11 protein-coding genes are annotated in these 12,159 nt (G+C 65.7%); 4 read left to right on the top strand and 7 right to left on the bottom strand.

Going from position 1 to position 12,159, the window contains the following annotated elements:
• A partial coding sequence (locus J0I42_RS22900) for an OB-fold nucleic acid binding domain-containing protein (protein WP_291658379.1) occupies window positions 1–515 on the bottom strand: 515 nt, incomplete at its 3' end.
• A gap of 171 nt (window positions 516–686) precedes the next feature.
• Between J0I42_RS22900 and J0I42_RS22895 the strand changes: the two genes are divergently transcribed.
• Complete coding sequence (locus tag J0I42_RS22895) at window positions 687–983, top strand: FAD assembly factor SdhE (protein WP_291658378.1); 297 nt, start codon at window positions 687–689, stop codon at window positions 981–983.
• A gap of 120 nt (window positions 984–1,103) precedes the next feature.
• Entirely contained in the window at window positions 1,104–4,652 is a 3,549-nt protein-coding gene (gene mfd / locus J0I42_RS22890) for a transcription-repair coupling factor (protein WP_291658377.1), read from the top strand.
• Window positions 4,653–4,836: 184 nt separating this feature from the next.
• Here mfd and pcaG read toward each other — a convergent pair whose 3' ends face one another.
• The 3 genes from pcaG to J0I42_RS22875 form a co-directional block, all read right to left on the bottom strand.
• Window positions 4,837–5,538 (bottom strand): protocatechuate 3,4-dioxygenase subunit alpha, encoded by a 702-nt coding sequence (gene pcaG / locus J0I42_RS22885; protein ID WP_366509868.1) that lies wholly within the window; start codon window positions 5,536–5,538, stop codon window positions 4,837–4,839.
• A complete protein-coding gene (gene pcaH, locus J0I42_RS22880) occupies window positions 5,522–6,241 on the bottom strand; it encodes a protocatechuate 3,4-dioxygenase subunit beta (protein ID WP_291658376.1) in 720 nt (239 codons plus the stop codon). The genes pcaG and pcaH overlap by 17 nt, the downstream gene beginning before the upstream one ends.
• A 230-nt stretch (window positions 6,242–6,471) precedes the next feature.
• Window positions 6,472–6,906, bottom strand: a complete 435-nt coding sequence (locus J0I42_RS22875; protein WP_291658374.1) for a MarR family winged helix-turn-helix transcriptional regulator — start codon at window positions 6,904–6,906, stop codon at window positions 6,472–6,474.
• Between the two features lie 106 nt (window positions 6,907–7,012).
• Here J0I42_RS22875 and hmgA point away from each other — a divergent pair, with 106 nt between their 5' ends.
• The gene (hmgA, locus tag J0I42_RS22870; protein WP_291658372.1) at window positions 7,013–8,365 is read left to right on the top strand and encodes a homogentisate 1,2-dioxygenase; all 1,353 of its coding nucleotides are present in this window, start codon (window positions 7,013–7,015) and stop codon (window positions 8,363–8,365) included.
• A 258-nt stretch (window positions 8,366–8,623) separates the two neighbouring features.
• Entirely contained in the window at window positions 8,624–8,971 is a 348-nt protein-coding gene (locus tag J0I42_RS22865) for a hypothetical protein (protein ID WP_291658371.1), read from the top strand.
• Window positions 8,972–8,998: 27 nt separating this feature from the next.
• Here the strand turns inward: J0I42_RS22865 and J0I42_RS22860 are convergent, their stop codons facing one another.
• The 3 genes from J0I42_RS22860 to metG all read right to left on the bottom strand — a co-directional run.
• Window positions 8,999–9,802 carry an MBL fold metallo-hydrolase gene (locus tag J0I42_RS22860; RefSeq protein WP_291658369.1) on the bottom strand — a complete coding sequence of 268 codons (804 nt, stop codon included), beginning with the start codon at window positions 9,800–9,802 and terminating at the stop codon, window positions 8,999–9,001.
• 9 nt (window positions 9,803–9,811) lie between these two features.
• The gene (locus J0I42_RS22855) at window positions 9,812–10,612 is read right to left on the bottom strand and encodes a TatD family hydrolase (protein WP_291658367.1); all 801 of its coding nucleotides are present in this window, start codon (window positions 10,610–10,612) and stop codon (window positions 9,812–9,814) included.
• Window positions 10,612–12,159, bottom strand: a 1,548-nt coding sequence (metG, locus tag J0I42_RS22850; protein ID WP_291658366.1) for a methionine--tRNA ligase, incomplete at its 5' end; no start/stop codon positions are given. The genes J0I42_RS22855 and metG, both read right to left, overlap by 1 nt.

Genomic DNA, 12,159 nt, shown 5'->3' with positions numbered 1-12,159 from the left:
CGCATCATCATGCGCTGGCCGATGCCCTCGGTCAGCGGATAGACCGGCTCGAAGGCCGGCAGGGTCGCAGCGAGCTTGGGATCGAGGATGCGCTCGGGATGCACCATCTGGCGCATGCCTTCCCAGAGCTCGAGCTTGCCCGAGATCAGACGATAGGCGCCGATCGGCAGGGTCTGGGCGAGATGCCGGGAATCGGCGTGGAAGAAAACGAGCGTGACGTCGCCGGTCTCGTCCTCGACGATGATGCGATAGGGCGCCTTCTTGCCGGCGGGCGCCGGGCGATGCTCGCTGACGCGGGCGGTGAAGGTCGCGACATCGCCGATCGGCGTATCCGCGATCGAGGGGCTCGGCCGCCGGTCGACGGCCCCGGTCGGCAACTGGAACATCAGGTCGACGACGCGCGCGGGCCGCGTCTCATCGCCAAGAAACTTGTCCAGCACCTTGCCGAGCTTGGGACCGACGCCGGAAAGCGTCGTGACGGGAGCGAAGAGCGGATCGAGGATCGAAGGGCGCAAGACGTCTCGGCAATTGTCAGGAGCGCGAAGATCGCAGCCGCTTCGCCGCTGACTCCGCCGGGTTGCCTCGCTATATAGCCTGCTCAGGCAGGCTCCGCGACGGGGCCGGCCCCGTACTCATTGCGCCATCCCCCAGGTTTTAGGACCTGGCGTTTTCTTGCCGAGGTTCCCATGTCCGGTTCGACCCGCTCCAGCGCCGATCTCGACCCGCGCCGCCGCAAGATCCTGTTCCGCGCCTGGCATCGCGGCATGCGCGAGATGGACCTGATCATGGGCCGCTTCGCCGACGATGCGATCGGCGGTTTCAGCGATGCTGAGCTCGACGAGTTCGAGCGCCTGATCGAGGTGCTGGACCGCGACCTGCTGAGCTGGGTGACCGGGGAGGCGCCCGTGCCGGCGAATTACGACACGGAACTGTTCCGCAAGCTCAAGGCTTTCCACCATCACGACAAGCCGATTCACGTCTGAACTGCCCGTGGCCGTCATGCTCGGGCTTGACCCGGCCATCTTTGAATCGCAGCCCGCTCGTCCCGAGTTTTTCGGGGCAAGCCCGAGAATGACGCCCTTTGGCAGAATGACGCCTCTTCGATGAGCATTCCTCCCCCGTCCCAGATCGCCAAGCCGCAGCTCGACCGTCTGCTCGATGCGCTGAACCGCGGCGACAAGCCGACACTGGCCGGCGTACCGGATGGTTTCGACGCCGTCGTGCTTGCCGACCTGACCCGCGCCCGCGCCAAGAAGGCGGAGGGGCCGGCGCTGCTCGTCTTCATCGCCCGTGACGGCCAGCGCCTGCAGGTGCTTGAGAATGCGCTGCAATTCGTCGCCCCCGATCTCGAGGTGATGAGCTTCCCCGCCTGGGACTGCCAGCCTTACGATCGTGTCTCTCCCGCGCCGGCCATCGTGGCGCACCGGATGACGACGCTGTCGCGCCTCGCCAAGACCAAGTCCGGCGAGCGGCCGCGCCTGCTGCTGACCACCGTCAATGCCGCGCTCCAACGCGTGCCGGCCTTCGGCAAGGTCGCTTCCGAGAGCTTCTCGGCGGCGCCCGGCAACATGGTCGATATCGAGGAGTTGGCACGCTGGCTCGACATCAACGGCTATCTGCGCACCTCGACCGTGCGCGAGACCGGCGAATTCGCCGTGCGTGGCGGCATCGTCGATCTCTTCCCGCCGGGCATGCCGGCACCGATCCGGCTCGATTTCTTCGGCGATGCGCTGGAATCGATCCGCACCTTCGATCCGGAGACGCAGCGTACCACCGGGCAATTGCGTGGGCTCGACCTCGTGCCGATGTCCGAGGCGCAGATGACGAGCGAAAGCATCCGCCGCTTCCGCCAGTCCTATATTTCGACCTTCGGCACGCCCGGCCGCGACGACACGCTCTATGAAGCGGTCAGCGAGGGCCGTCGCCCGGCCGGCCTGGAGCACTGGCTGCCGTTGCTGGCGGAAAAGCTCGACACGCTCTTCACCTATCTGCCGGATGTCCCGCTGGTGCTCGATCATCAGGCCGAGGACGCCACGGCTGAGCGCATCAGCCTGATCAAGGACTATTACGACGCCCGCAAGGCCGCGCTGGAGCAGGGCGGGGGCGGCGGCATTCCCTACAAGCCCTTGCCGCCGGATGCGCTCTATCTCTCGCCGGCCGATTGGCGCAGCGTGATGAACGTTTCCGGCGTCGCCAGCCTGACGCCGTTCCAGTTGCCAGACAGCGAGGGCAAGCTGATCCTCGATCTCGGCGGCAAGCAGGGCCGCAGCTTCGCGGCCGAGCGCACGGCCGATGCAGGGGGCGTATTCGATGCCGCCGTCGCGCATGTGAAGGCGCTTGAGGCCGAGGGCAAGCGCGTCATCCTGGCCGCCTGGTCGGAAGGCTCGCGCGAACGACTGGCGCATGTGCTGGCCGACCATGGCCTGAAGAGCACGCAACTGACAGGCTCTTTGCGCGCCGCCTTCGATCTCAAGCCCGGCACGATCGCGCTCGCCGTCTGGGGTTTCGAGACCGGCTTCGAGGCCGGGCGCCTCGCGGTCATCGGCGAGCAGGACATTCTGGGCGACCGCCTCGTCCGGCCACGCCGCAAGACCAAGCGTCCGCAGGACTTCATCGCCGAATTATCATCGCTCGCCCCGGGCGATCTCGTCGTCCATGTCGACCACGGCATCGGCCGCTTCATCGGTCTGCAGACGATCACTGCGGCAGGCGCGCCGCATGACTGCCTCGAAATCCATTATGCCGGCGATTCCAAGCTGTTCCTGCCGGTCGAGAACATCGAACTTCTGTCCCGCTACGGCTCCGAGGATACCGAGGTCCAGCTCGACCGGCTCGGTGGTGGCGGCTGGCAGGCGCGCAAGGCCAAGCTCAAGCAGCGTATCCGCGAGATGGCCGGCAAGCTCATCCAAATCGCGGCCGCCCGCGCGCTCAAGGATGCGCCGCGACTCGTCCCGCCGGCCGGTGTCTATGACGAGTTCTGCGCCCGCTTCCCCTATGAGGAGACGGAGGACCAGCAGAACACTATCGATGCCGTGCTTGACGATCTCGCAGCCGGCCGGCCGATGGATCGGCTGGTCTGCGGCGATGTCGGCTTCGGCAAGACCGAGGTCGCGCTGCGCGCCGCCTTCGCCGCAGCGCTCAATGGCAAGCAGGTCGCGGTCGTGGTTCCGACGACCCTGCTCGCCCGGCAGCATTACCGCAACTTCGTCGAGCGTTTTGCCGGCTTGCCGGTCCATGTCGGGCAGGCCTCGCGCTTCGTCGGCTCGGCCGATCTCAAGGCGGTGAAGCAGGGAGCCAGGGACGGCACGATGGATATCGTCGTCGGCACCCATGCGCTGCTCGGCAAGGGCGTCGACTTCAAGGATCTCGGCCTCGTCATCGTCGACGAGGAGCAGCATTTCGGCGTCGCCCATAAGGAGAAGCTGAAGGAGCTGCGCGCCGAGGTGCATATGCTGACGCTCTCGGCCACGCCGATCCCGCGCACGCTCCAGCTCGCCATGACCGGCGTGCGCGAGCTCTCGATCATCGCGACGCCGCCGGTCGATCGCCTCGCGGTCCGCACCTTCGTCACGCCCTTCGATCCGCTGATCGTTCGCGAGGCGCTGCTGCGCGAACGCTACCGGGGAGGGCGCTCCTTCTATGTCGTCCCGCGCATCGAGGACATCGCCGACGTCAAGGACTTCCTCGACAAGCAGGTGCCGGAGTGCAAGGTCGGCATCGCCCATGGCCAGATGGCGGCCGGCACGCTGGAAGACGTGATGACAGCCTTCTACGAGGGCCAGTACGATATCCTGCTCTCGACCACGATCGTCGAGTCGGGTCTCGACATTCCGACCGCCAACACGCTGATCGTGCATCGCGCCGACATGTTCGGCCTCGCCCAGCTCTACCAGCTCAGGGGCCGCGTCGGCCGCTCGAAGACGCGCGCCTATGCGCTCTTCACCGTGCCGGCCAACCGCAAGCTGACCGAGCAGGCAGACAAGCGGCTGAAAGTCCTGCAATCGCTCGACACGCTCGGCGCCGGTTTCCAGCTCGCCAGCCACGACCTCGACATCCGCGGCGCCGGCAACCTGCTCGGCGACGAGCAGTCCGGCCATATCAAGGAGGTCGGCTACGAGCTCTACCAGCAGATGCTGGAGGAGGCGGTGGCGGCGCTCAAGGCCGGCATCGAGTTCGAGACCGAGACGCAATGGTCGCCGGCGATTCAGGTCGGCGCCCCCGTCATGATCCCGGAGCACTATGTCGCCGACCTGACGCTGCGGCTGACGCTCTACAAGCGTCTCTCGACCATGGACGACGATGCGGAGCTGCAATCCTTCGGCGCGGAGTTGGTCGACCGCTTCGGCCCGCTGCCGGAGGAGGTCAACCAGCTGCTCGAGATCGTCGCGATCAAGGCGCTCTGCAAGCGCGCCAATGTCGAGAAGGTCGAGGCCGGGCCAAAGGGCATCATCGTCGCCTTCCGCAACAACGAATTCGCCAATCCGGAAGGGCTGGTCGGCTTCGTCGCCAAGCAAGGTACGCTGGCCAAGGTGCGCCCCGACATGCGCGTCGTCTTCATCGACGATTTCGACACGGTCGAGCAGCGCCTCAAGGCGACGCGCCGGCTGCTGACCGATCTCGCGCGGATCGCGGAACGGAAGAAGGCGGCTTGAGCGGCCGCCTTCTCGTCATCGAACACGATACAGCTTCCCCTCGCGGGTCGTCCCGGACAAGCGGCGAAGCTGCGCTGATCCGGGATCCATTCCGGAGCCTATCGAGTAGAGGTTCCCGAATGGATCCCGGGTCTCCCTTCGGTCGCCCGGGATGACCCGTCTGGGTCCGTAAGGGTTCGTTCCCCTACAGATCGAAGAACACCGTCTCGTTCTCGCCGGCGAGGTTGATGTCGAGCCACCATGTCCCGTCCGGCTTGCGCTGGGCGACCAGCGTGTGGCGGCGCGCCTCGGGCACGAGCGCAAGGATCGGGTCGGTCTCGTTGCCATCGCCATCGGCGAAATAGAACCGGGTCGGCAGGCGCTTGAGCAGGCCGCGGCCGAAGACCGAAAGCGCGATATGCGGCGCCTGGAGGCTGTTGCCGGGGCCGGGCACGCGGCCGGGGCGGATCGTGCGGAAGCGGAAGATTCCGTCCTTGTCGGTCGAGGCGCGGCCGAAGCCGACGAAATGAGCGTCGAGCGCCACATCCGCGCGGTCGTCGTCCGGGCTGGCATAGCGGCCCTTGGCGTTGGCCTGCCAGATCTCGATCATCGCGTCCTCGATCGGCTTGCCGTCGGCATCGTAGACGCAGCCGGAAAGCGCGATGACCTCGCCCTCGGGCTGACCTGAGACATTCGAGCCCGAGAGCAGGAAATGCTCCGGCGGCATCAGGTCGGGCCGCGCGCCCATATCCGAGCGGCCCACGAGATCGGCGCCGCCCTTCCAGGGCAGGCCGTAATGGAAGTAGGGGCCGACCGTCTGCCACGGCGTCTGGCCGAAGATCGACGGGTCCTGGCTGTCCTGCCGCGGCGCGGCGTTGCGGCTTTCCAGATCAGTGTTCGTCGTCATGATCGTCCTCGAACGGCGTCTGGTCGCGGCCCTTGAGCACGATGTCGAAGACATAGCCCAGCGCCCAGTTCGGGACGGTAGTGCCGATATCGAAGCGCGAGACCATGCGCTGGCGATAGGGCATCGGCACGGCATTCGCGATCGGGTCGATCTCGATCAGCGGATCGTCGGGGAAGTACATCTGCGTGACCAGCCGCGTCGCGAAGGCCGGCCCGAGCAGCGAAAGATGGATATGGGCCGGGCGCCAGGCGTTCTTGTGGTTGCCCCAGGGATAGGCGCCGGGCCGGATCGTGACATAGCGATAGCGGCCCTCGGCGTCGGTGATCGCACGGCCGGCGCCCGTGAAATTCGGATCGAGCGGCGCCGGCCAGTCGTCCTTGGCATGGATGTAGCGGCCGGCGGCATTGGCCTGCCAGATCTCGACGACGGTGTTCGGCACGGGCCGGCCGTTCTCGTCGAGAACCCGGCCGGTGACGACGATGCGCTGGCCCTGCGGCTCGGCCTTGTGCTGGGTGGTGAGGTCGGCCATCGCCGGGCCCATCAGGCGCGACCAGTCCGTCGGCCCGGTCACCTCCGTCAGCGTCTGCGGGATCGCGATCGGGGTCTGGCGCGGGCTGCGCGCCACGGTCGAGCGATAATCTGGCGACAGCGAGGCCGGCTGGCCTGCATCGAGTCCCGCATAGGGGAGGATCAGGCGGCTCATCGTGAAGAACTCTGCGCAGACAGGGCGGGGCGTTTCGTCTGGGCCATGCCGGAAAGGCTATTCAGCGGACTCATCGCTTCCGGGCCTCCTGAACCGGGAGGTCGGCGCCGGCCTCCAGATCGTCGCGTTCGTCAGGAGCATGCGTAGCACGGCGACACGGGTCCCGGCCAGCCGCCGCGGCGGCTACGCGTTCAGCGCCAGGGCTTGGGCACGGGCACGGGGAGGGCGGATCATGCGACAGGGAAGCGCGCTTCCATCAGCGCGAGCGCTTCGAGCAAGGGCTCGGCATGGGAACCGAGCGCGGCGAGGATGCTTGCTTCGAAAGCCAGCGCTCGCGGCACGATCTCGCCATAAGCGTGCAGGCCGGGCGCCGTCAGCGACAGGCTCTCCTCGCGCCGGTCCTGCTCGCACGCACGGCGGGTCAGCCAGCGCCGCTCCTCCAGCGCCCGCACCGCCCGGCTGACCTTGGTCTTGTGCATCGAGGAATGCTGGCCGATCGCCTTTGCCGTCATCGAGTCGAACTGGGCGAGGGTGGCCAGCACCCGCCATTCGGGCACGGTCAGATCGTAATGCGGACCGTAGACCGCGCGGAACTGCTGCGAGACCGCCGAGCTCAGACGGTTGAGGCGGTAGGGCAGGAAATGTTCGAGCGCGAGTTTCGACATGCCTTGTTGGTTACAAAATCGACAGTTACCTAAGCAACCATCTTAAGCGAAGTCCGCAACAGGGCATGCGGCAGTTCCAAGGTCGTCGCGAGGAGAGGGCGCCACCATGCACTTTCAGAACCCGACCCATGCGAGCGCGGCAAAGGCAGCAAGCGCCATCGCGACCGGCTACATGTCCGGTTTCGGCAACGGTTTCGAGACCGAGGCCTTGCCGGGCGCCCTGCCGCTCGGGCGTAATTCGCCGCAGAAATGCGCCTATGGGCTCTATGCCGAGCAGCTTTCCGGCTCGCCTTTCACCGCGCCGCGCACCACCAACGAGCGCTCCTGGCTCTATCGCATCCGGCCGACGGTGGCGCATTGGAACGAATTCCGGAAGGTCGATGCGGGGTTCTGGCGCACCGCGCCGGCCCGCGAGGTCGACATGCCCATCGCGCCTTTGCGCTGGAGCCCGATCCCGATCCCGTCGGAGCCGATCTCCTTCGTCGAGGGCATCCGCAGCATGACCACCGCTGGCGACGCCGGCAGTCAGGGCGGCATGGGCGCGCATGTCTATCTGATCACGCGCTCGATGGTGGACGCGTATTTCTACAATGCCGATGGCGAGATGCTGTTCGTGCCGCAGCAGGGCGATCTCAGGCTCTGGACCGAATTCGGCATCATCGACATCGAGCCCGGCGAGATCGCCGTGATCCCGCGCGGCGTGAAGATCCGCGTCGAGCTCAGGGACGGGCCGGCCCGCGGCTACATCTGCGAGAACTATGGCGGCGCCTTCACCTTGCCGGAGCGCGGGCCGATCGGGGCCAACTGCCTGGCCAATCCGCGCGATTTCCTGACGCCGGCCGCAGCCTTCGAGGATCGTGACGCACCTTCAAAAATGTATGTGAAATGGGGCGGCAATCTCTGGGCCGCCGATATCGAACATTCGCCGCTCGACGTCGTCGCCTGGCATGGCAACTACGCCCCGTACAAGTATGATCTCAGGCGCTTTTCGCCGGTCGGGCCGATCCTCTACGACCATGCCGACCCGTCGATCTTCACGGTGCTGACCTCGCCCTCGGAGACGCCCGGCACCGCCAATATCGACTTCGTCATCTTCTCGGATCGCTGGCTGGTGGCCGAGAACACCTTCCGGCCGCCCTGGTACCATATGAACGTGATGAGCGAGTTCATGGGACTGGTTTACGGCGTCTACGACGCCAAGACCGGCGGCGGCTTCGTGCCGGGCGGCATCTCGCTGCACAACACCATGCTGCCGCACGGGCCGGACGTCGACGCCTTCGAAAAGGCGAGCAATGTCGAGCTGAAGCCGCACAAGCTAGAAGGCACGCTGGCCTTCATGTTCGAGACGCGCTTTCCTCAAGCGGTCACGGCCTTCGCCGCCGGCTCGGATTCGCTCCAGCGCGACTATGGCCGCTATGGCCACAGGCTGACCAAGCATTTCGATCCGAACAGGCCTTGAGCTTGAGAGGGCACGCTGGCCGATCGGCTGTCGGTCTCAAGAGCAAAGGAAGAGGGCTGAAATCCGCCCAGCCTTGATTCGCATAAGGTATATTATGGAACTTATTTCGATGCTCCGTATGCCGAGATGACGTTGCGGCTGGCCCTTGCCTCGCTTGCCAAGATCGACGTTCAATGCCGGCGCAAGCACCGATTATGGCCTTTCGCGGTCGACCTGAGCACGGTGCCCCATGACCGCAAACGGCAGGAGAAGCAGCCAATGATTATTCGTTTCTGGCGCGCCATCGCAGGATCGGACGAGGTGCTTGCCGCCTATGCCGACCATCTCCGGAAAACCACCTTCGTCGAGATGGCCGAATTACCCGGCCATCTCGGCGCCACCCTGGCACGCAAGGTCAAAGGCACCGACAACGAGCTTGTCGTCATGAGCTTCTGGGACGACATGGCGTCGGCCGGCCATTTCATGAAGGGCGATTTCGATGATGCTGTGGTGAAGCCCAGCACCCAGAAGCTGCTGAAATCCTTCGACCTGAAGGTCGAGTATTTCGAAACGCTGGTCTCCACGGGCGTCGTCGGCGGACATGATATCGAAACCGGCCCAGCCTGACGCGGCGCGACTGCGCCTCAGAGGAACTCAGGCCGGCACCGACACCGTCATCCCGTCGAACGCCACCTCTGCTACTCCGGCCAAGCGCCTGCTCAAGCTTGCATAATCCAGATCGACATGGAGGTTGGTCATGATCGCGCGACGCGGCTTCAAATGGGCGACGATCTCCAGCGATTGCGCCAGATGGAAATGGCTGGGATGCGGCGTCTCGCGCAGGCAGTCGAGGATCAGAACGTCGAGATCGGCCATGGCCTCCATCGCGGCCGGCGGAATCAGGCTGACATCCGGCAGATAGCCGAGATCGCCGAAGCGAAAGCCGAGCGCCTCATAGTTCGGCCCGTGCTCGACCCGGAACGGCAGCGCGGCGATCGGACCGCCGGCACCGTCGATCGTCTGTGGCCGGCCAGCCGTGATCTGGTCGAGATCGAGGATGGGCGGATAATAACTGCCGGACGGCGTCTCGAAGAGATAGCTGAACCGCGAGCGCAATGACGCCTCGGTCGGCTTGTCGGCATAGATCCGGATGCGCCGCTGCATATGCAGGACGAGCGCCCGCAGATCGTCGATGCCATGGGTATGGTCGGCATGGTCATGCGTCAGCAGCACGCCGTCCAGCGCCGGCACCTGCGCCGACAGAAGCTGCTCGCGCAGGTCCGGCGAGGTGTCGACCAGAACCCGCGTCGTCCCGTCCGGGCCGGTGCGCTCGACCAGGATCGAGCAGCGACGACGCCGGTTCTTCGGCTCTGTGGGATCGCAAGCACCCCAGCCGGAGCCCGGCCGTGGCACGCCACCGGAAGATCCGCAGCCGAGGATGGTGACGGTGAGCGTCATGGCGTCGGGTCAGGCGACCTGTGCGACCGGCGCGGCATGGTCCATCTTCCAGTAGCAGCGTCGCGCATTCTCGGTCGTGATCCGGGCGATCTCGTCAAAGGACACGCCAATCGTTTCGCCAAGAACCTTTGCCGTCTCAACCACATAGGCTGGCTGGTTGCGTTTACCCCTGAACGGAACGGGAGCGAGATAGGGCGCATCCGTCTCGACCAGCAGCCGCTCGCGCGGGACCATCCGGGCGATCCGGCGCAGGTTCTCGGAGGTCTTGAAGGTCAGGATGCCCGAGAACGAGACATAGAGCCCGAGCTCGACGCCGGTCATGGCCAGCGCTTCGCCGGCGGTGAAGCAATGCAGGATGGCGGGGAAGGCGCCCTTCCCCGTCTCCTCGCGCAGGATCGCGATCATGTCGTCATCGGCCTCGCGGGCATGGATGACGAGCGGCAGCTGCGTGTTCCGCGCCGCAGCGATATGCGTGCGCAATCCCTGAGCCTGCGCGGCACGCGGGCTCGAATCGTAGTGATAGTCGAGCCCGGCCTCGCCGATGGCGACGCAACGCGGATGGCGCGACAGTTCGACGAGGCGCTCGGCTGTAACGTCGAGCTCCTCATGTGCCTGGTGCGGATGCGTGCCGACCGAGAACCAGACCGACGGAAAACGCTCCGCCAGCGCGGCATAGTCGGCATAGCGCGCGACCCGCGTCGAGATCGTCACCATCCGGCTGACACCGGCTTCCTCGGCCCGCGCGACATAGGCCGGCAATTCCTCGGCGAAATCCGGGAAGTCGAGATGGCAATGCGTATCGATGAGCATCACGTCGCCTGGCCGTCCTCGGGCTCGACATAGCGCGGGAAGATCGCGCTCGGTGCCGGCAGGGCCTCCCCGCTGATGAGCCGATGTTCTGCGCCAAGTGCCGCGAAGCTGCGGGCCTCCGGCGCGACGCCGAGCAGATCGAGCAGCTTGCCCGCGGCCACCGGCATTACCGGCTGCACCAGGATCGCGACCTCGCGCAGCACCTCGATCGTGACATACAGGATGGTGTCACGGCGGGCCGGATCGGTCTTGGTCAGGCGCCAGGGCTCGTTATTGGCAAAATAGCGGTTCGCCTCGGCAATGAGGGCCCAGAGATCGGCGAGCACGGTGTGAAGGGCGAAATCCTTCATCGCCTCGCGTGCCTTCGCGAGCGCCGCGTCGGCCATGGCGAGCATGGCTTCGTCGGCCTCGTTCAACGCGCCGCGCGGCGGCACCCTGCCCTCGCAGTTCTTGGCGATCATCGACAGCGAGCGCTGCGCGAGATTGCCGAGATCATTGGCAAGGTCGGCGTTGATGCGCCCGACGATGGCATCGTGGCTGTAATTGCCGTCCTGGCCGAAGGAGACCTCGCGCAGGAAGAAATAGCGCAACTGGTCGACGCCATAGGTCTCGGCGAGGTCGAAGGGATCGACCACGTTGCCGAGCGACTTCGACATCTTCGTGCCCTTGTTCAGCAGGAAGCCGTGGCCGAAGACGCGCTTCGGCAGCGGCAGCCCCGCCGACATCAGGAAGGCTGGCCAATAGACCGCATGGAAGCGCACGATATCCTTGCCGATGATATGGACATCGGCCGGCCAGTAATGCGCACGCGGGCTCGCCGGATCGGGAAAGCCCGTCCCGGTGACATAGTTGTTGAGCGCGTCGACCCAGACATACATGACGTGCTTCGGATCGCCCGGCACGGGCAGGCCCCAGTCGAAGGTCGTGCGGCTGATCGAGAGATCCTCGAGCCCGCCCTTCACGAAGGAGACGACCTCGTTCCTGCGGGTCTCCGGCGAGATGAAGTCCGGCACGTCCTCGTAGAGCTTCAGCAGCCGGTCCTGATAGGACTTGAGGCGGAAGAAATAGCTCTCCTCCTCAACCCACTCCACCGGCGTGCCCTGCCCGCCCAGGCGCGTGCCGTCGGGCTGAAGGGTGGTCTCCTCCTCGCCGTAGAAGGCCTCGTCACGGACCGAGTACCAGCCGGAATACTTGGCGAGATAGATATCGCCATTGGCCTCCATCCGCCGCCAGAGTTCCTGGGTCGAGGGCAGATGATCGGCATCGGTGGTGCGGATGAACCGGTCGAAGGAACAGCCGAGGGTCTGCTCCATCTCCGCGAAACGCGTCGCGATCTTGTCGACGAATTCCTTCGGCGAGAGTCCGTTCTGCGCCGCCGTACGCTGCACCTTCTGGCCATGCTCGTCGGTGCCGGTCATGGCGAAGACGTCGTAGCCGTCGAGCCGCTTGAAGCGCGCGATCGCGTCCGACGCCACCATCTCGTAGGCGTGGCCGATATGCGGCGGCCCGTTGGTGTAATGGATCGCGGTCGTCAGATAGAATTTCGG

Source organism: Allobosea sp. (genome assembly GCF_017308015.1).
Taxonomy (GTDB): domain Bacteria; phylum Pseudomonadota; class Alphaproteobacteria; order Rhizobiales; family Beijerinckiaceae; genus Allobosea.
The sequence above is the reverse complement of the archived record's forward strand: the minus strand, read 5'-3'. Positions and strand labels throughout refer to the sequence as shown.

Bases quoted from the DNA above. Each gene is read 5' to 3' on its own strand.
- J0I42_RS22895 (WP_291658378.1), top strand. From the start codon at position 687: ATGTCCGGTTCGACCCGCTCCAGCGCCGATCTCGACCCGCGCCGCCGC.
- mfd (WP_291658377.1), top strand. From the start codon at position 1,104: ATGAGCATTCCTCCCCCGTCCCAGATCGCCAAGCCGCAGCTCGACCGT.
- pcaG (WP_366509868.1), bottom strand. From the start codon at position 5,538: ATGACGACGAACACTGATCTGGAAAGCCGCAACGCCGCGCCGCGGCAG.
- pcaH (WP_291658376.1), bottom strand. From the start codon at position 6,241: ATGAGCCGCCTGATCCTCCCCTATGCGGGACTCGATGCAGGCCAGCCG.
- J0I42_RS22875 (WP_291658374.1), bottom strand. From the start codon at position 6,906: ATGTCGAAACTCGCGCTCGAACATTTCCTGCCCTACCGCCTCAACCGT.
- hmgA (WP_291658372.1), top strand. From the start codon at position 7,013: ATGCACTTTCAGAACCCGACCCATGCGAGCGCGGCAAAGGCAGCAAGC.
- J0I42_RS22865 (WP_291658371.1), top strand. From the start codon at position 8,624: ATGATTATTCGTTTCTGGCGCGCCATCGCAGGATCGGACGAGGTGCTT.
- J0I42_RS22860 (WP_291658369.1), bottom strand. From the start codon at position 9,802: ATGACGCTCACCGTCACCATCCTCGGCTGCGGATCTTCCGGTGGCGTG.
- J0I42_RS22855 (WP_291658367.1), bottom strand. From the start codon at position 10,612: ATGCTCATCGATACGCATTGCCATCTCGACTTCCCGGATTTCGCCGAG.